The organism is Salmonella sp. SSDFZ69, from assembly GCF_004010755.1.
GTDB lineage: Bacteria > Pseudomonadota > Gammaproteobacteria > Enterobacterales > Enterobacteriaceae > Salmonella > Salmonella enterica.
Genome location: NZ_CP034831.1, coordinates 630,453 through 649,649, shown reverse-complemented (window position 1 = coordinate 649,649; position 19,197 = coordinate 630,453). Strand labels below are relative to the sequence as shown.

20 protein-coding genes are annotated in these 19,197 nt (G+C 52.7%); 13 read left to right on the top strand and 7 right to left on the bottom strand.

Going from position 1 to position 19,197, the window contains the following annotated elements; translation table 11 throughout:
- Positions 1 to 85: 85 nt before the first annotated feature.
- The 11 genes from EOS98_RS03170 to EOS98_RS03120 all read left to right on the top strand — a co-directional run bounded on the left by EOS98_RS03170 (position 86) and on the right by EOS98_RS03120 (position 7,792).
- Complete coding sequence (locus tag EOS98_RS03170; RefSeq protein WP_001098833.1) at positions 86 to 1,054, top strand: TerC family protein; 969 nt, start codon at positions 86 to 88, stop codon at positions 1,052 to 1,054.
- A 254-nt stretch (positions 1,055 to 1,308) separates the two neighbouring features.
- Complete coding sequence (gene sstT, locus EOS98_RS03165; protein ID WP_000235363.1) at positions 1,309 to 2,553, top strand: serine/threonine transporter SstT; 1,245 nt, start codon at positions 1,309 to 1,311, stop codon at positions 2,551 to 2,553.
- Between the two features lie 449 nt (positions 2,554 to 3,002).
- Positions 3,003 to 3,665, top strand: coding sequence for a DedA family general envelope maintenance protein YqjA (gene yqjA, locus EOS98_RS03160; RefSeq protein ID WP_000422141.1), 663 nt, complete (start codon positions 3,003 to 3,005; stop codon positions 3,663 to 3,665).
- 3 nt (positions 3,666 to 3,668) lie between these two features.
- Complete coding sequence (gene mzrA / locus EOS98_RS03155) at positions 3,669 to 4,052, top strand: EnvZ/OmpR regulon moderator MzrA (RefSeq protein WP_000917516.1); 384 nt, start codon at positions 3,669 to 3,671, stop codon at positions 4,050 to 4,052.
- 144 nt (positions 4,053 to 4,196) lie between these two features.
- Positions 4,197 to 4,565 (top strand): DUF1090 domain-containing protein, encoded by a 369-nt coding sequence (locus EOS98_RS03150; protein WP_126523819.1) that lies wholly within the window; start codon positions 4,197 to 4,199, stop codon positions 4,563 to 4,565.
- Between the two features lie 41 nt (positions 4,566 to 4,606).
- Positions 4,607 to 4,912: a DUF883 family protein gene (locus EOS98_RS03145; RefSeq protein ID WP_000031219.1), complete on the top strand. Its 306-nt coding sequence runs from the start codon at positions 4,607 to 4,609 to the stop codon at positions 4,910 to 4,912.
- Positions 4,913 to 4,914: 2 nt separating this feature from the next.
- The gene (locus tag EOS98_RS03140) at positions 4,915 to 5,313 is read left to right on the top strand and encodes a phage holin family protein (protein ID WP_000785626.1); all 399 of its coding nucleotides are present in this window, start codon (positions 4,915 to 4,917) and stop codon (positions 5,311 to 5,313) included.
- Positions 5,310 to 5,609 carry a YqjK-like family protein gene (locus EOS98_RS03135; RefSeq protein ID WP_000095496.1) on the top strand — a complete coding sequence of 100 codons (300 nt, stop codon included), beginning with the start codon at positions 5,310 to 5,312 and terminating at the stop codon, positions 5,607 to 5,609. The genes EOS98_RS03140 and EOS98_RS03135 overlap by 4 nt, the downstream gene beginning before the upstream one ends.
- Positions 5,610 to 5,856: 247 nt before the next feature.
- Positions 5,857 to 6,249 carry a DoxX family protein gene (locus tag EOS98_RS03130; protein WP_001592732.1) on the top strand — a complete coding sequence of 131 codons (393 nt, stop codon included), beginning with the start codon at positions 5,857 to 5,859 and terminating at the stop codon, positions 6,247 to 6,249.
- A gap of 67 nt (positions 6,250 to 6,316) precedes the next feature.
- Entirely contained in the window at positions 6,317 to 7,303 is a 987-nt protein-coding gene (locus EOS98_RS03125) for a glutathione S-transferase family protein (RefSeq protein WP_126523818.1), read from the top strand.
- A 123-nt stretch (positions 7,304 to 7,426) separates the two neighbouring features.
- Positions 7,427 to 7,792: a DUF805 domain-containing protein gene (locus tag EOS98_RS03120; protein WP_000384139.1), complete on the top strand. Its 366-nt coding sequence runs from the start codon at positions 7,427 to 7,429 to the stop codon at positions 7,790 to 7,792.
- A gap of 38 nt (positions 7,793 to 7,830) precedes the next feature.
- Here EOS98_RS03120 and yhaJ read toward each other — a convergent pair whose 3' ends face one another.
- Complete coding sequence (yhaJ, locus tag EOS98_RS03115) at positions 7,831 to 8,727, bottom strand: DNA-binding transcriptional regulator YhaJ (RefSeq protein ID WP_001041026.1); 897 nt, start codon at positions 8,725 to 8,727, stop codon at positions 7,831 to 7,833.
- Between the two features lie 104 nt (positions 8,728 to 8,831).
- Here yhaJ and EOS98_RS03110 point away from each other — a divergent pair, with 104 nt between their 5' ends.
- Both EOS98_RS03110 and EOS98_RS03105 read left to right on the top strand, forming a co-directional pair.
- The gene (locus EOS98_RS03110) at positions 8,832 to 9,533 is read left to right on the top strand and encodes a pirin family protein (RefSeq protein ID WP_126523817.1); all 702 of its coding nucleotides are present in this window, start codon (positions 8,832 to 8,834) and stop codon (positions 9,531 to 9,533) included.
- A gap of 23 nt (positions 9,534 to 9,556) precedes the next feature.
- Positions 9,557 to 9,721, top strand: a complete 165-nt coding sequence (locus EOS98_RS03105; protein WP_000039326.1) for a hypothetical protein — start codon at positions 9,557 to 9,559, stop codon at positions 9,719 to 9,721.
- A gap of 112 nt (positions 9,722 to 9,833) precedes the next feature.
- Here the strand turns inward: EOS98_RS03105 and EOS98_RS03100 are convergent, their stop codons facing one another.
- The 6 genes from EOS98_RS03100 to tdcC form a co-directional block, all read right to left on the bottom strand.
- Positions 9,834 to 11,144: a serine dehydratase subunit alpha family protein gene (locus EOS98_RS03100; protein WP_126523816.1), complete on the bottom strand. Its 1,311-nt coding sequence runs from the start codon at positions 11,142 to 11,144 to the stop codon at positions 9,834 to 9,836.
- A gap of 25 nt (positions 11,145 to 11,169) precedes the next feature.
- Positions 11,170 to 12,501 (bottom strand): amino acid permease, encoded by a 1,332-nt coding sequence (locus EOS98_RS03095; RefSeq protein WP_000443187.1) that lies wholly within the window; start codon positions 12,499 to 12,501, stop codon positions 11,170 to 11,172.
- A gap of 314 nt (positions 12,502 to 12,815) precedes the next feature.
- Complete coding sequence (gene tdcG, locus EOS98_RS03090) at positions 12,816 to 14,180, bottom strand: L-serine ammonia-lyase (protein ID WP_000622071.1); 1,365 nt, start codon at positions 14,178 to 14,180, stop codon at positions 12,816 to 12,818.
- Between the two features lie 69 nt (positions 14,181 to 14,249).
- Positions 14,250 to 16,544, bottom strand: a complete 2,295-nt coding sequence (gene pflB, locus EOS98_RS03085) for a formate C-acetyltransferase (protein ID WP_126523815.1) — start codon at positions 16,542 to 16,544, stop codon at positions 14,250 to 14,252.
- A 33-nt stretch (positions 16,545 to 16,577) separates the two neighbouring features.
- On the bottom strand, positions 16,578 to 17,786 hold the full coding sequence (gene tdcD, locus EOS98_RS03080) for a propionate kinase (RefSeq protein WP_126523814.1): 1,209 nt from the start codon (positions 17,784 to 17,786) through the stop codon (positions 16,578 to 16,580).
- Positions 17,787 to 17,852: 66 nt separating this feature from the next.
- A complete protein-coding gene (tdcC, locus tag EOS98_RS03075) occupies positions 17,853 to 19,184 on the bottom strand; it encodes a threonine/serine transporter TdcC (RefSeq protein ID WP_000108129.1) in 1,332 nt (443 codons plus the stop codon).
- Positions 19,185 to 19,197 lie beyond the last annotated feature (13 nt).

Below are 19,197 nucleotides of genomic sequence, written 5' to 3'. Positions count from 1 at the left end.
CCTTGCCGAATGGCAAGGTCTATGCATAAAAGCAACGGCTAATGCCATTCGGCGTTAGCCGTTTTTTTTTGCATGGGGAGAAATAATGAATACTGTTGGTACGCCATTATTATGGGGTGGATTCGCGGTTGTTGTGGTGATAATGCTATCCATCGACCTGTTGTTGCAGGGACGCCGTGGCGCACATGCTATGTCGATGAAACAAGCGGCAGGATGGTCAATCCTGTGGGTAACGCTCTCGCTACTGTTTAACGCCGCTTTCTGGTGGTATCTGGCTGAAACGCAAGGGCGCGAAGTTGCTGACCCGCAGGCATTAGCGTTCCTTACCGGCTATCTGATTGAAAAGTCGCTGGCCGTAGATAACGTCTTTGTCTGGCTGATGCTGTTTAGCTATTTCTCCGTCCCTCCGGCTCTGCAACGCCGGGTGCTGGTGTATGGGGTTCTTGGCGCGATCGTGTTGCGTACTATCATGATTTTCGCCGGCACCTGGCTTATCACTCAGTTCGAATGGCTGCTGTATGTGTTCGGTGCCTTCCTGCTGTTTACCGGCGTAAAAATGGCGCTGGCGAAGGAAGACGAATCCGGCATTGGCGAAAAACCGATGGTGCGTTGGCTGCGCGGGCATCTGCGCATGACTGATACGATCGAGAACGAGCACTTTTTCGTACGTAAAAACGGCCTGCTGTATGCCACGCCGCTGCTGCTGGTGCTGATTATGGTTGAGTTCAGCGATGTGATCTTCGCCGTTGACAGTATTCCGGCGATCTTTGCGGTCACCACCGACCCGTTCATCGTACTGACCTCTAACCTGTTTGCCATCTTAGGACTGCGCGCGATGTACTTCCTGCTGTCCGGCGTGGCGGAACGCTTCTCGATGCTGAAATATGGTCTGGCGGTCATTCTGGTCTTTATCGGCATTAAGATGCTGATCGTCGACTTCTACCATATTCCTATCGCGATTTCGCTGGGCGTAGTGTTTGGCATTCTGACCATTACGCTGGTGATTAACGCCTGGGTTAACCATCAGCGCGATAAGAAACTACGAGCGCAATAATCTTTTATCGGGGTAAACCTGCCCCGTCAAAAACGCCCGGCAGCGCACACCTGTCGGGCGTTTTTGTTTAACATGTCACAATACTGTTAATATAAAGTTATAAAACATGATCACAGCAAAAAATCCAGGATATTTCGCTTCCCGAACCTTCAACTTTCCTTATACTCAACCAGGCAAACACTTTGTTACATCCTGAAAGATGCGCCGTAAGAGCGTGCAGGGGATGACCAGCAACACAATACAAGGAACATGAAATGGCTACGCAACGAGCATCAGGGCTACTGCAGCGTTTAGCGCAAGGCAGTCTGGTTAAACAAATTTTAGTGGGTCTGGTACTGGGGATTTTACTGGCATGGATTTCTAAGCCTGCGGCAGAAGCGGTTGGTTTGCTTGGCACCCTGTTCGTCGGCGCCTTAAAAGCGGTCGCCCCCGTTCTGGTGCTGATGCTGGTAATGGCCTCGATCGCCAACCACCAGCACGGCCAAAAAACCAATATTCGCCCTATTCTCTTTCTTTACCTGCTAGGCACCTTTTCAGCCGCGCTGGCGGCCGTTGTGTTCAGCTTCGCCTTCCCTTCAACCCTGCATCTGTCCAGTAGCGCCCAGGATATCGTGCCGCCGTCCGGCATTGTAGAAGTCCTGCGCGGTCTGCTGATGAGCATGGTGTCGAACCCCATCGACGCGCTGCTGAACGCTAACTATATCGGGATTCTGGTGTGGGCCGTCGGTCTGGGATTTGCCCTGCGTCATGGCAATGAAACCACCAAAAACCTCGTGAACGATATGTCTAACGCCGTGACCTTTATGGTGAAACTGGTGATCCGTTTCGCGCCAGTCGGTATTTTTGGTCTGGTTTCATCAACGCTTGCAACCACCGGCTTCTCCACCCTGTGGGGCTATGCGCACCTGCTGGTCGTCTTGATTGGCTGTATGCTGCTGGTCGCGCTGGTGGTCAACCCGCTGTTGGTATTCTGGAAAATTCGTCGCAACCCTTATCCGCTGGTGTTCGCCTGCCTGCGTGAAAGCGGCGTTTATGCCTTCTTTACCCGCAGCTCTGCCGCCAATATTCCAGTGAATATGGCGCTGTGCGAAAAGCTGAATCTGGACAGGGATACTTACTCCGTTTCCATTCCGCTGGGCGCCACTATCAATATGGCCGGCGCGGCAATTACCATTACGGTTCTGACGTTGGCGGCAGTTCATACGTTAGGCGTCCCGGTGGATCTGCCTACAGCGCTGCTGCTGAGCGTGGTGGCCTCGCTGTGTGCTTGCGGCGCCTCCGGCGTGGCAGGCGGTTCATTGCTGCTGATCCCGCTGGCGTGCAACATGTTTGGCATCCCGAACGATATCGCGATGCAGGTAGTAGCGGTCGGCTTTATTATCGGCGTATTGCAGGATTCGTGTGAAACGGCGCTGAACTCATCTACCGATGTTCTGTTCACTGCGGCAGCCTGCCAGGCAGAGGACGAACGTCTGGCGAATAACGCCTTGCGTAGCTAAGTGATTATTGATGCCGGATGGCGTATGCCATCCGGCGTGACGATAGATCTGAATCTCCCAATCCGTAGGCTGTGACGTAAAGCGAATTTATATCCACACGCAACATCCTCGCGTAACGTTATATGTAGATGGCGTCTGCCGCGGCGCTCGGTCAGCGTACAGTATAAAGTGTCAGCCTGTGTAAATCCTCTCGCCACCCTCCCTTGCGATAAGCAAAATCAAAGCTCAACGACGCGTAATTTCTATAACGGACTTCGTTGACCTTTGTTACAATTAGATGCATTTTGAATTTTTGTGTGTTAGTGCTTGCTTACTTCACAACTTAACAAGGAATAGTTCAGGCCGCGAATTTGCCGTTTCCGCAACGCTGATAAAAACTCCAACTCTGTTGCGGCAGTGCAAACCTCAGATCACCGGCGTGACGTTAACCGATTCTCCAGGAATACTGAATGGAACTACTGACTCAATTGCTGAATGCCCTGTGGGCTCAGGACTTTGAAACACTGGCCAATCCTTCCATGATTGGCATGTTATATTTTGTGTTATTTATGATTTTGTTTCTGGAAAATGGGCTGCTCCCTGCCGCCTTTTTGCCTGGCGACAGCCTGTTGATCCTGGTCGGCGTGCTGATCGCCAAAGGCGCGATGGGTTTTCCACAAACCATTTTGCTGCTTACCGTCGCGGCCAGCCTGGGTTGCTGGGTGAGCTATATTCAGGGCCGCTGGCTGGGGAATACCCGCACCGTGCAAAACTGGCTCTCTCATCTCCCCGCACATTATCATCAACGCGCCCATCACCTTTTCCATAAACACGGCCTGTCGGCATTATTGATAGGCCGTTTTATCGCGTTTGTCAGAACGCTGCTGCCCACCATTGCCGGCATATCCGGCCTGAATAACGCGCGCTTTCAGTTCTTCAACTGGATGAGCGGCTTGTTGTGGGTGCTTATCCTGACGTCGCTGGGCTATCTGCTGGGCAAAACGCCCGTCTTTATGAAATATGAAGATCAGTTAATGTCATGCCTGATGCTGCTGCCCGTGGTGCTGCTCTTTTTTGGCCTGGCGGGTTCACTGGTCATGCTGTGGAAAAAGAAGTATGGGAGCCGGGGATAACTTATGCTTAAACCACGCATAACTGCCCGACAACTCATTTGGATCAGCGCTTTTCTACTGATGCTGACCATACTCATGATGACGTGGTCAACGCTGCGTCAGCAAGAGTCGACGCTGGCCATTCGCGCGGTTAACCAGGGCGCCAGTATGCCAGACGGCTTCTCAGTTCTGCATCATCTGGATGCGAACGGCATTCATTTTAAAAGCATTACGCCTAAAAATGACATGTTGCTCATTACCTTCGATTCCCCTGCGCAAAGCGCCGCAGCAAAAACAGTGCTTGATCAAACGTTACCACACGGTTATGTCGTCGCTCAGCAGGACGATGACAACGAAACGGTACAGTGGCTGTCCCGCTTACGGGAAAGCTCACACCGCTTTGGCTAACCTCCAGGAATCCGAATCATATCACTCACTTTGGTGATTTCATTGTTTAATGACTATGATTAATAAAGCGGTGTTTAACCCACCGCGTTATTATCGGGATCACCGCCCCGGACAACGGGTCCGAACATAAGGGAAAGTTCAGGAATGAAATACCGCATCGCTTTGGCTATCACGCTTTTTACACTTAGCGCCGGTAGCTACGCTAATTCGCTTTGTCAGGAAAAAGAGCAGGATATACAAAAGGAAATTAGCTACGCTGAAAAGCACAACAATCAGCGCCGTATTGAGGGTCTGAACAAGGCGCTCAGCGAAGCACGCGCCAATTGTACTGACAGCAAGCTGCGCGCCGAGCATCAGAAAAAGGTCGCTGAGCAAAAAGAAGAGGTAGCCGAACGCCAACGTGATTTAGCCGAGGCAAAAGCAAAAGGCGATGCGGATAAAATAGACAAACGTGAACGTAAGCTGGCCGAGGCTCAGGATGAGCTAAAAAAACTTGAGGCCAGAGACTACTAAATTAACGCCGAATGTAAATACTCACTCACCTGGAGAAAACTATGTCGAAAGATAACACTACGGAACATCTGCGCGCTGAGTTGAAATCCCTGACCGATACGCTTGAAGAAGTGCTGAGCTCTTCGGGCGAAAAGTCGAAAGAAGAGTTGAGTAAGATTCGTAGCAAAGCCGAGCGCGCGCTGAAAGAGAGCCGTTACCGCCTGGGCGAAACGGGTGATGTGATTGCCAAACAGACTCGCGTCGCCGCCGCCCGTGCCGATGATTATGTGCGCGAAAATCCCTGGACAGGCGTAGGCATTGGCGCCGCTGTCGGTCTGGTGTTGGGCGTACTGCTGACGCGTCGTTAATTATGGCGGACTCTCGACAGGCACAAGGACCAGGCAAAAGCGTACTGGGTATCGGGCAGCGGATTGTCACCATTATCGTTGAGATGGTGGAAACCCGGCTGCGACTGGCGGTAGTAGAACTGGAAGAAGAGAAAGCGAACCTCTTTCAGCTTTTGCTGATGGTAGGTCTTACCATGCTCTTCGCGGCGTTTGGCTTAATGAGCCTGATGGTTCTGGTCATCTGGGCTATCGATCCTCAGTACCGTTTGAACGCGATGATCGCTACCACAGTTGTGCTGTTAGTGCTTGCGCTAATCGGCGGCATCTGGACTTTGCGCAAAGCGCGTCAGTCCACGCTATTGCGCCATACGCGGCACGAACTGGCTAACGATCGGCAAATTCTGGAGGACGATCAGTCGTGAGCAGCAAAGGCGAACGCGAAAAACGTAAAGCGCTGCTTCTCAGTCAGATCCAGCAGCAACGGCTGGATCTGTCCGCCAGCCGTCGCGACTGGCTGGAGACCACCGGCGCGTACGATCGCGGCTGGAATACGGTGTTAAGCCTGCGCTCCTGGGCGCTGGTCGGTAGCAGCGTAATGGCCATCTGGACCATCCGTCATCCTAATATGTTGGTACGCTGGGCGAAACGCGGCCTGGGTATCTGGAGCGCCTGGCGCCTGGTAAAAACTACCCTCCGTCAACAACAGCTCCGCGGTTAATATCTTTTCTTTTATAGCATCGCGCCATCAGGTTATCGCCCGATTACACCTGGTGGCGCGATACTTTTATGCATATCGTCTCTTTATCAATTACTCAAATTTTTTGAAAAAATTTGGCAATTTTCCTTGCTAACAATTCCTACACGCCACGTTTATGATTCTCTCCAGCGATAACAATGATGCGCCAAACCGCGTCATTGCTCATGAAAATAGCAGCAGCCGCCGAATCGGCCTCCTGGAGAATAAAATGAAAAAATTAGAAGATGTTGGTGTACTGATAGCGCGTATTTTAATGCCAGTTCTGTTTATTACCGCAGGATGGGGAAAAATTAGCGGCTATGCGGGCACACAACAGTATATGGAAGCGATGGGCGTACCAGGATTCCTGCTGCCGCTCACCATACTGCTTGAGTTCGGCGGCGGTCTGGCGATTCTGCTGGGGTTCCTCACCCGCACCACTGCGCTTTTTACCGCTGGTTTTACGTTGCTGACGGCATTGATCTTCCATAGCAATTTTGCAGAAGGTGTAAACTCGCTGATGTTTATGAAAAACCTGACCATTGCCGGCGGATTCTTATTACTGGCGTTAACCGGGCCTGGCGCGTTCAGCCTTGACCGTCTGCTGAATAAAAAGTGGTAAGCAATCTATACTCAATTAAAAAAGCGAGGGAATAGCGCCTCGCTTTTGTCATCTGAAGGAGAGAGACATGGGACAACTGATCGATGGCGTCTGGCACGATACCTGGTATGACACCAAATCTTCCGGGGGGAAATTTCAGCGTTCAGCGTCGGCTTTCCGCAACTGGCTTACCGCTGACGGCGCGCCCGGACCTTCCGGCGAAGGCGGATTCGCCGCAGAAAAAGATCGTTACCATCTGTACGTTTCCCTTGCCTGCCCCTGGGCGCATCGCACGCTCATTTTCCGTAAACTGAAAGGTCTGGAGCCATTTATTCCGGTTTCCGTCGTGAATCCATTGATGCTGGAAAACGGCTGGACGTTTGATGATACTTTTCCGGCGACCACCGGCGATACCCTCTATCAGCATGAATTTCTCTACCAGTTGTATCTGCACGCCGATCCACACTACAGCGGCCGCGTCACCGTACCGGTCTTATGGGATAAAAAAAATCATACTATCGTCAGCAACGAGTCCGCCGAAATCATTCGTATGTTTAACTCCGCTTTCGATGGGCTGGGCGCTAAAGCCGGGGATTACTATCCCCCCGCGCTGCAAAGCAAAATTGACGAGTTAAACGGCTGGATTTATGACAACGTTAATAACGGCGTTTATAAAGCAGGCTTCGCCACCAGCCAGCAAGCGTATGATGAAGCGGTAGAAAAGGTGTTTACTGCGCTGGCGCGCCTGGAGCAGATTCTCGGACAGCACCGCTATCTGACGGGCGACCAGTTGACCGAGGCGGATATCCGCTTATGGACGACCCTGGTACGCTTTGATCCGGTTTACGTGACTCATTTCAAATGCGACAAATACCGAATCAGCGACTACCTGAATCTGTACGGTTTCCTGCGCGATATCTATCAAATACCGGGCATTGCTGAAACCGTTAATCTTGACCATATTCGTCACCACTATTTCCGTAGCCATAAAACGATTAACCCCACGGGTATCATTTCTGTCGGACCGTGGCAGGATCTGCTCGAACCTCACGGGCGCGACGTGCGCTTTGGCTAATTTCAGGCGTCCTCCGGGACGCCTTATTAATAAATACCACAAATATTTACCAACATTTCATTCGCGGCTATTCTTAGTTTGATTACTTTAAAAACAAGTGATTGAACCATTATTGAGGCGAAAATGGATTGGTATTTAAAGGTTTTAAAAAATTATCTGGGATTTGGCGGCCGCGCGCGACGCAAAGAGTACTGGATGTTTATTCTGGTCAATATCATCTTTACCTTTGTGTTGGGCCTGCTGGACGCCATGCTTGGCTGGCAACGCGCCGGGGGTGAAGGCGTTCTGACCACCATTTACGGCGTTCTGATCTTTTTACCGTGGTGGGCCGTGCAGTTCCGTCGTCTGCATGACACTGACCGCTCCGCATGGTGGCTACTGTTGCTACTTATCCCCATTATCGGCTGGCTTATCATCATCGCGTTCAACTGCCAGAATGGTACGCCGGGCGACAACCGCTTCGGCCCCGATCCGAAACGTTTTTCCTGATGGCGGCGCGGCGCCGCTTTTAAAGCGCCGCGCGCTATTTATTTTCCGGCGAATAGCTTCGGTATTTCCCGCAGGCACCAGGCTTTTGCCTCCCCCATACTGTCGCGCCGCCAGGCCATAATAATATCGATTTCGCTGGTCGATTCCGGGCTGACCACGCGTAGCCGCCCTTCGGCAATATCCTGTTCCACCATCGAATATGGCATGGTCGCGACGCCAAGCCCGGCCAGCAGCGCCTGACGTTTATCTTCAATCGTGCTTACCGTCAGACGTGGCTGCTTATCCAGCAGTTGCACCGTTAATACCGGCCGCTCGCGCGCGGTATCCGCTACCGCTACGCCGCGGTATTTAACCCGCGTCACTTCCGAAAGCGGCTCCGGCTCCTGATGAATAGGGTGGTCAGGCGCGGCGACATACACATTCATTAACGTATACAACTTACGGGAGTTAATTTCCGACGACGATCGAAAATGCATATCCGGGGCGATAACGATATCCGCCCGCCCCTGCTCAAGCCGCTCCCATGCGCCAGCCAGTACTTCGGTAATCAATGAAAGCTGCGTATTGGCTTTAGCGGCCAGCCGGTCGATCAGCGGAAAAAAAGCAGGCGTCGGTACCAGAGCTTCAGTGACCAGCGTCAGATGCGTTTCCCAACCGCGGGCCAACGCTTCAGCATCCGTCGTTAACTTGTCTGCCGCTTCCAGCAATACCCGCCCGCGTTCCAGCAGCATACGTCCGACGTTGGTGAACTTTGTACGATGGCCGGAGCGATCGAACAGTACAACGTCCAACTCTTCTTCCAGCTTCTGCATGGTGTAACTCAGCGCGGAGGGCACCCGCCCCAACTCATCAGCCGCTGCGGCAAAACTGCCCCGGCGGTCAATGGCGTCCATCACACGCAATGCTTCAAGCGTCAGCGCTCTCTCTTTAGCCATAACGTTCTCATTCAGGAAATTTGAACATACCGGGCAGAATATCTGGCTAACAATGCAGCGTCCAGCCCCTTAACATAAAAGGAAGTAAAGAGAGGTTAATAACGATGATTACGACCCGAACCGCCAAACAATGTGGACAGGCAGACTACGGATGGCTACAGGCCCGCTATACCTTCTCCTTTGGACACTATTTCGACCCTACACTGCTGGGCTACGCGTCGTTGCGCGTACTGAACCAGGAAGTGCTGGCGCCGGGCGCCTCTTTTCAGCCTCGAACTTATCCAAAGGTGGATATTTTAAACCTGATTCTGGACGGCGAAGCGGAATACCGCGACAGCGACGGCAACCATGTACAGGCTAAAGCGGGCGAAGCGTTACTGCTCGCCGCGCAGCCGGGCATTAGCTACAGCGAACATAATCTCAGCAAAGTTAAGTCGTTAACCCGAATGCAACTGTGGCTTGACGCCTGTCCTGAACGGGAAAACGCGCTGGTACAAAAAATCCCACTCCTGGCGGCGCAACAACAGCTTCTTGCCTCGCCCGACGGTGAGCAAAACAGCTTACAACTGCGCCAACATGTATGGGTACATCATATTACGCTGGAGAAAGGCGAATCGCTTAATTTCCAGCTTCACGGGCCGCGCGCCTATTTGCAGTCGATTCACGGTACGTTCCACGCGATGACGCACAACGAAGAACGCGAGGCGTTAACCTGCGGAGATGGCGCATTTATTCGTGATGAACCTAACATTACGCTGGTTGCCGATACGCCGCTGCGCGCATTACTGGTAGATTTACCGGTGTAGCCAGCCAGAAAAGGAGTCGCAAGATGAGCAAAAAATCGGCGAAGAAACGTCAGCCCGTGGTAAAACCTGCCGTACAGGAGGCGATGAGCGCCACTGTGCCGCTGGGCTATGAAGAGATGCTAACCGAACTGGAAGCCATCGTGGCGGACGCCGAAGCCCGGCTGGCAGAAGAAGAGGCCGCAGCCTGAAATCATGCCGGATGGCGACGCAAGCGCCCGATCCGGCTGATAACGGGTAGACCCGATAAGCGCAGCGCCATCGGGCAACACGCTGCCCCGACGTCATGCCGGGGCGTTATTATTAATGCGCTTTACTGGCCATAATCTCGATGATCTGCTTGTCTGTCTGCTGCATTGAGCGACACGCCAGCGAACACAAATTCGAAATAGATTGTTCGACATTGTGCGCCACAATCCCTTCGTTTCCGGTCACCGCCGTATCATCCAACGCCATCAGTACGGCTTTCCACGCCGCCGACGCGCTGGTAGAGACTTTCATCGCGCAGCTATTCGACGCGCCATCGCAAATCATCCCGCTGACATCACCAATCATACTGCTGATAGCCATTGCGATAGTGTCGTAACGACCATCTATCAGCCACGCCATACCCGCTGCCGCGCCCATCGCCGCCGTAGTTGCCGCGCACAGCGCCGACAAACGCGGAAGCTGATGGTGAATATAGATAGCGCTCAAATGCGATAACATTAGCGCGCGCGCCAGGCGTTCGTCATCGGCGCCGACATGTTCAGCAACCACCATGACTGGCACCGTGGCGGTAATCCCCTGGTTGCCGGAGCCGGAGTTGCTCATCGCGGGCAACGTGGCGCCGCCCATTCTGGCGTCTGACGCCGCGCTGGTACGGATCAAAATCGCCGTGGAGAGATCTTTCGCCAGCAGACCGCGATCGCACTGTTTGGCCAGCGTCGAACCAATATGCAGCCCCCAGGAACCACGCAAGCCCTCCTGCGACAACGCGCCGTTTAGCCTGGCCGCATCGAGAATAAAGCGGATAGCGTCAAAGGGCACCGCATTCACAAACGCCAGGATCTCTTCCAGCGAGGTATGAGACAGCACTCCCAGTGGCGAGGTTTTTTCTTCTTCCTGCGCATTATCGGCCTGGGTAAATATCACGCCCTTGTCGGTTTCTATCCGCACAATATTTGTATGATCGCCGACGATCGTGACACATGCCCAGCTATCGCCGCTATACACTTTCGCCCGTGAAAACAGGATATCGTTACATGGCTCCTGCAACATCACTGCAACATGTCCGGCGGCCAGCATCGCTTTTGCATCGGCAACGGCTTTAGCGGAAGCGTCTTTTAACACCTCCAACCCGGCTTTCGCATCACCGCCCAACGCGCCAAGCGCCGCGGCGATCGGTAGCCCTACCATTCCCGTTCCTGGAACGGTAACGCCCATACCATTTTTCATCAGATTAGGCGAAACCCACGCGTCAATGCGTTCAACTGTGCCGTCAAGTTCAGCCGCCGCCGCCGCTGCCGCCAGCGCCAGTGAAATTGGCTCAGTACACCCCAGCGCCGGTTTTACTTCTTCCTGTACGGCCAGGATAAAACTTTGCCACAATGGATTTATTTTAGATTCAAACATAACAACAACCTTAATCTCAGGTATATCAAGAGAATGCCAGGAACGGAGAAACGCATAGCAGCAGACCGGTAATAATAATCAGGTACAACGAAGCGCCTTTATATTTGTGCAATGCGGGAACCTTGTAGACCAACCATGCCGGAATTAAACAGCCCACCATACCGAAGATAGGGCTACAAATAGAGGTGAAGCTCAGTACCGGCGCGTTGAGCACAATGGCGCTCCAGGCCAGCAAAATAGCGAAAATCATAATGCCGCGCTGTACCAGATTTTCCTTAATCTTCTCGGCGGGCATTTTGCGGCGCAGGATATTCATCACAATGCCTTGCGTCGCTTCGCGGAATCCTAAATAAACGCCAAAGAAGGCGGTCATGACGGCAAAGATGTTCAGAATTACGCTAACCACTTTGACCCAGCCAGCGCCATCGCCGCTAATAAATTGCGCGGCGATCGCCAGGGCGGAAATATTCTGCTCGTAGGCTTTCACCGCTTCGTCATGCCCCATCGCCAGGGTGAAGGAAACCGCATAGAAAAATACGGTAACGAACAGGATGCCAAACGCGATATTCATGGCACGCAGCGCTTTATGGCGTGCGACCTCAATAGATTTTTCGCGTGAACGGTAAGAGATCACCATTGGGCTTAACGTCTGGATAAATAAAATCGAGGTCAGCGTAAATGGCAGGGTAATAATGGCGTTTTTAATCAGCAGGGCCATCGGCGGCAGCGCGCCAATGTTATACAGATGCCACATACCCACCATAGAGACGCCCAGCGCCGCCACTACCAGTAGCTTGGTCAGCACCATGCCGGTGGAGATTTTGAACAGTAATTTTTCACCGCGTGAGGAAATCGCGACCAGGATGCAGATCAGCACCAGACCATAAAATGGACTATCGGAAAGTAATCCTTCCGTTACGCCGAAAGTATGCAGATAAGAGGCGCTGTCGTTAGTAATCGCCGTAGAATAGACGAACATCCAGATGACGAGCATCACAAAGTACAGCGCACCTAATAAAATACCCCAGTTTTTGCCCAGATAGCCGCTGATCACGCTGGGGTAGTCTTTACATTCCGGGGATTCCGCCAGCGTATTAATAAACAGCCGCTGGAACAGGTACATGGCCGGATAACCAATAATAGAAGAGAGTAAAAAGACCCAAAGTCCCATCAGGCCAACCTGGACAGGAAGAAAAACGATCCCTGCGCCGATCGCCATCCCGATACTCATAATGACCCAGCCGGTGTCGGTACTATCAAATTTGATGGCTTCACGCCATTCGCTTTCTGTCATCCCTGCCCGACGCGCCGGGGCTGATGCGTCGAGGATTACGCTGGTATTACTAGCCGATTCCATAAAATTCTCGCTCAATGTGTAGGTAGAGGTTTTTTTATTTTTCGTGCCGCAGCAAGGCGATATGCAGAACGTGAGGTGCAGGTACTTTCTTGTAATAAGAAAATCATACGCGCACGATAAGAGAAAAACTTACCAATAAAACGCCTGCATTTCTTGTGGGTTAAGAATTATTTTCTATTTACTATTTATTTAATATTGTTATTTTCTCTATTTGACGCGTATCACAACAAAAAAGGGCGCACGTTGGTGCGCCCTTTTCTCAGCTTCTGTCTTCTGCGTTATCCCATAGCCTGCTCACTCTGCGCCTGTCGGGCCTATCCACAAACGACTTTAATCGCCAGACCGCCGCGCGACGTCTCGCGATATTTGTCGTTCATGTCTTTACCCGTTTCGTACATGGTTTCGATCACTTTATCGAGCGAAACCCGCGGCTCAGAGGTACGGCGTAGCGCCATTCGCGCCGCATTCACCGCTTTAACGGCGTTAATCGCATTACGTTCAATACAAGGGATTTGTACCTGACCCGCCACCGGGTCACAGGTGAGGCCAAGGTTATGCTCCATCGCAATTTCCGCCGCAATACAGACCTGCGCCGGGCTACCGCCCAGCAGTTCTGTCAGCCCCGCCGCCGCCATCGAACACGCGACGCCAACCTCGCCCTGACACCCCACTTCCGCGCCGGATATCGAGGCGTTCATCTTGTACAGCATGCCAATCGCCCCCGCCGACAGCAGATAGCGGGCGATAGAGTTGGCATTGACCGGGCGACGGAATTTGTCGTAATAGGCCAGCACCGCGGGAATAATGCCGCACGCGCCGTTGGTCGGCGCGGTGACAACTCGCCCGCCCGCCGCGTTCTCTTCGCTCACGGCCAGGGCGAACATGTTAATCCAGTCAATGACGTTCATCGGATCGCGGGAGAGATTATCGCTGGAGACCAGCAGACGCCGTAACGCTACCGCGCGGCGTGGAACGTTCAGCGGCCCCGGCAGCACGCCCTCAGTATTCATGCCACGTTCAATTCCGGTCGCCATCACCTGCCAGATGCGGGCAAAGCCAGCGTCAATCTGCTCTTTGCTCCGCAACGCCAGTTCATTTTGCATCATCAGGCCGGAAACCGAGAGCCCCTGTCTTTCACACAGCGTCAACAGTTCGCTGGCGGAATGAAAATCATACGGCACCGATTTTTCTACGTCGTGCGACTGACCAAAACGCTCCTCTTCGACAATAAAGCCGCCGCCAATAGAGTAATACGTTTTGTGTAAAAGCGGCGTTTGCCCGTGCCAGGCGGTAATTCGCATACCGTTTTCATGGCGCGCCAGGGTTTCAGCGTGAAAGAGAATACTGTCGGCGACGGGAAAATCCACCACATGCGCGCCACCCGCCACCGATAAACGGCTGCTGCGGGCAACCTCCTGGATAAACGCCGGAATGCTATCAATATTGACATCCTGCGGCGTATTGCCTGCCAGGCCCATAATGATGGCAGTATCGGTCGCGTGGCCTTTGCCCGTCAGCGATAGCGATCCGTAAAGATCAACCGTGATGCGCGTCGTTCGCGGCAGGTCGCCGCTGTCGATCAGCCGATCGATAAAACATTTTCCTGCATTCATTGGCCCTACGGTATGGGAGCTTGAAGGTCCAATGCCAATCTTAAAAATATCAAATGCGCTAATCATATCTCCCCCTAAGATTACCGTTCAGTGAAGATCCGTCGCGGGGCGATCCACACGATCGCCCCGTTCACGTTACATCGCCTGAGTAAAGGTGCGCGAAATAACGTCCTGTTGCTGCTCACGAGTCAGCGCATTGAAGCGCACGGCATAGCCGGAAACGCGGATCGTCAGGTTCGGGTAGTTTTCCGGATGTTCAATCGCATCCAGCAACATTTCACGGTTCATGACATTGACGTTCAGATGCTGCCCGCCTTCTACCTGTGCTTCATGATGGAAATAGCCGTCCAGCAGGCCGACAAGATTGGTTTTCCGCACCGCATCTTCTTTCCCGAGTGCCGCAGGCACAATCGAGAAGGTGTATGAAATACCGTCTTTGGCGTAGGTAAACGGCAGTTTCGCCACCGACGTCAGCGAGGCTACCGCCCCTTTGCGGTCACGACCATGCATCGGGTTCGCCCCCGGCGCGAATGGCGTTCCGGCGCGGCGTCCATCCGGCGTATTGCCGGTCTTCTGCCCGTACACGACGTTCGAGGTGATGGTCAAAATGGACTGCGTCGGCACCGCATTGCGATACGTCGGCAACACGCTAATTTTTTGCATAAAGCGTTTCACCAGGTCGCAGGCGATGCTGTCCACGCGCTCATCGTTGTTGCCGTACTGCGGATACTCGCCTTCAATAGCAAAGTCGATGGCAAGGCCGTTTTCGTCGCGGATCGGCTTCACCTGAGCGTACCTGATGGCGGACAGGGAATCCGCCGCCACCGACAGTCCGGCGATGCCGCACGCCATCGTCCGATACACATCACGGTCGTGCAGCGCCATCAGCGAAGCTTCATAGCTGTACTTATCGTGCATGTAGTGAATGATGTTCAGCGCGCTAATGTACTGCACCGCCAGCCAGTCCATAAAATGGTCGAGGCTCTCCATTACTGCGTCATAATCCAGCACCTCATCCGTTAACGGCGCGGTTTTCGGCCCGACCTGGATTTTCAGTTTCTCATCAACGCCGCCATTGATAGCGTACAGCAACGTTTTGGCAAGGTTGGCGCGCGCGCCGAAGAACTGCATCTGCTTACCGATGACCATCGGGCTGACGCAACAAGCGATAGCATAATCGTCGCTGTTAAAGTCGGTACGCATTAAATCGTCATTTTCATACTGCAAAGATGAGGTCACGATGGAGACCTGCGCAGCATATTTCTTGAATGCCACCGGCAACGCTTCTGACCACAGTATGGTCAGGTTCGGCTCCGGCGCTGGCCCCATCGTGTGCAGGGTATGCAGATAACGGAAAGAGTTCTTCGTCACCAGCGTGCGGCCATCAAGCCCCATCCCGCCAATAACTTCGGTGGCCCAGATCGGATCGCCGGAAAAGAGCGAATCAAATTCCGGCGTGCGCAGGAAGCGCACCATGCGGATCTTCATGATGAAATGGTCGATCAGTTCCTGCGCCTGCTGCTCTGTCAGAAGGCCCGCGTTGAAATCGCGCTCAATGTAGATATCAAGGAACGAGGCGGTTCTTCCCAGCGACATTGCACCGCCATTTTGCGATTTTACCGCCGCCAGATAAGCGAAGTAGAGCCACTGTACCGCTTCCTTCGCGTTCCGCGCCGGGCGGGAGATATCGTAGCCGTATTTCGCCGCCATCTCCTGCATTTGCAGCAGCGCGCGACGATGCTCCGCCAACTCCTCACGCAGGCGAATCGTCGCCTCAAGATTCTGTCCCTGCTCCAGATTCGACTGCAGATCGGCGAATTGCAGCTCGCGTTCGCGCACCAGATAACGGATGCCATACAGCGCGACGCGACGATAATCGCCAATAATGCGCCCGCGACCATAACCATCCGGCAAACCGGTTAATACGCCGGATTTACGGCAGCGCAGCATATCCGGCGAGTAAACATCGAATACGCCCTGATTATGGGTTTTCCGCAGATCGGTAAAGGTATATTCAAAATCGGCGTCCATTTCGCGGCCATAAGCGTGGAATGAACTTTTGATCATGTTAACGCCGCCAAACGGATGCAAAGCGCGTTTAAGCGGCTTATCCGTTTGTAAACCGACGATTTTTTCCAGCTCTTTTTCAATATACCCCGCATCGTGCGCGGTAATCGTCGTCGCGATGTTGGTATCGAAATCCACCGGCGCATGGGTCGCGTTCTCGATACGTATTCCCGCCATCACCTTTTCCCACAACGCTGTGGTCGCTGGCGTCGCGTCGGCGAGAAAAGATTCATCCCCCTCATAGGGCGTATAGTTATGCTGAATAAAATCACGGACATTAATTTCTTCTTTCCAGTCCGTACCTTTAAAATCACGCCATGCTTCGGCATACAGCATATCGCTGGTATCGATATTTACCTTCATGAAAAATAATCTCTCTACAGAACAACCGTTAAGTTATGCAAATTCCACTGGTGCTTTCACGTTGCCTAAATGAATGGCATCAAGGGCAATCATTTTCTCTTCATTCGTGGGAATAACAGCGCAAATAACCTGAGAAGGGTTAGCGGAAATAATGCGCTCGCCGTGAGAATTCGGCTGCTTATTCATTTCAACGTCTAACGTAAGCCCCAGTACGCCCAGATGTTCAATGACCAACTGGCGAATTAATACTGAATTTTCACCAATACCGCCGGTAAAAAGAATGCCATCCAGTCGATGTAACGATGCCGCGTGTCCGGCAATATGACGGGCGATACGGTGGACAAATGTTTTTATCGCTAACCGGGCGCGCTCATGTCCTTCGTGCCAGGCTTTTTCCAGGACTCTAAGGTCGGATGACAACCCGGAGATGCCGAGCAAACCGGACTCTTTATTCACCACTCGCTCCAGATCGCTCAACGTCTGCCCGGTTTCTTTGGCTATCCACGCCATCGCGCCGAAATCAACGTCGCCGCTGCGAGTACCCATCATCAGCCCCTCAAGCGGCGTCATCCCCATTGAGGTATCCACGCTCTGACCATTGCGTACCGCGCAGATAGACGCCCCATTGCCCAGATGCGCGACAATCAGACCCGAGTTTTTTTCATCGAGGTCAAGCAGTTCATACGCGCGCCGCGAAACATAGCGATGCGACGTACCGTGAAAGCCGTAGCGACGCACACCCAGACTGGAAAAATACTCCCACGGCAATCCGTACAAATAGGCTTCCGGCGCCAGCGTCTGGTGGAAACTGGTATCAAATACCGCCACCTGACACACGGCCGGGAAAAGGTGTCGCGCCGCGTCAATGCCGCTTAAATTAGCGTAATTATGCAGCGGCGCTAAAGGTGATACCCGACGAATATTATCGATAATCTCATCGGTAATAATGACGGACTGTGTAAATAGCTCTCCACCGTGCGCGATACGGTGACCAATTAATGCCACGCTATCCGTTAAATCACGTTTTTCCAGCTCAAAGGCAATGGCTTTTAACGCGTCCTCATAATTAGAGTGCGAGAGGTTTATCGGCTTATCGCCATTAATAGATAAAAAGGCGTTTTCAGTATTCATTCCATCTGCTATTCCCGCCATTAAAACATCACAGGTAGCGACATCCAGTACAGAGAATTTGATAGAAGATGATCCGCAATTAATGACCAGAACGACCGGAAATTCATTCATGTAGTGCCTCCGTCGATGTCAGCCTGCGTCCACGCCCTGGGGCGGAACGCAGGCTAAACGTGAGGATTAGAACAATTTGTAGACAATATTCAGGATGGTCAGCAGACCAATCAGGGTGACGAACACGTTATCCAGACGACCACGGTACTTCGCCAGCGACGGCGCTTTACGAATGGCGTACATCGGCAGCAGGCATAACAGCGAGGCGATAATCGGCGCGCCCATCGCTTCAATCAGGTCCAGAATGTTCGGGTTTGCGTAAGCTACGACCCAGGTAGACCCCATAATGAAGATCATGCTGATGGTGTTAAGCTTGCCCATAGAGACTTTGGTTTTATCGCCTTTATAACCGAATTTCAGCACCAGGCCGTTCAGCCCTTCCAGCGTCCCCAGGTAGTGACCGAAGAAAGATTTGAAAATAGCAACCAGCGCGATGATAGACGCGCCATACTCCAGCACCGTTGCAAAAGTGGATTTTGTCCCCGACAAAGAGGCGAAATGGTTGGCCAGGTAGGAAAGTACCGGAATGTTCTGCGCTTTCGCATCCGCCATGTTCTGTGGAGAGAGCGTAAACAGGCAGCTAAAGGCGAAGAACATCACCACGGCGACCATCAGCATACTGGCGCGCGAGATGATCTGTGAACATTTACGCTCGGTAAATTCGCGGCCAAACTCTTTCTCATACTCTTCCCGCTTAGACACCACGAAGGAAGAGACGATGGGCGAAAAGTTAAAGGAGAACACCATGATAGAGATGCCCAGCCACACCGTAACCAGTATGCCATCGTGCCCGGTCAGCGCGATATTACTGAGATCAACCTGATCGATAACCGCCGAGTTCCAGTAAGGAATCAGCGATAATGAGATTAGCACCAGGCTGGCGATAAACGGCCATACCAGGTAACTCATCACCTTAACCATCAGATCTTTACCAAACCAGATCACAAAGGCCATCAGCAGCAGCAAGAACAGCGCCACGAAACCGCGATTCAACGCTGGCATCTGCAACTGGTTTTCCCAAAACGTCATGAACGTGTTAGTGATGGTGACGCCATAAATCCACAGCAGCGGACAAATCGCAAAGAAGTAAAGGAACGTGATAACTACCCCGCCCGTTTTACCAAAGTGCTCTTCGACCGTTTCCGTAATATTGCCGGACGGATTAGATCCGGATAAACACAGACGCGCCAGCGCCCGGTGACAATAGAACGCAATGGGGTAAGCTAAAACCAGCATCAGCAGAATGGGGATAAGCCCGCCAAACCCGGCGCGGATAGGGAAAAACAGCACCCCGGCGCCAATGGCGGTACCAAATAAACCCAGCGTCCACGTCGTGTCCGATTTACGCCATGACGACTGTTTTGCCTGGCTGGATACAATGCTATCAGTAGTACTCATATCCTATCCTCAC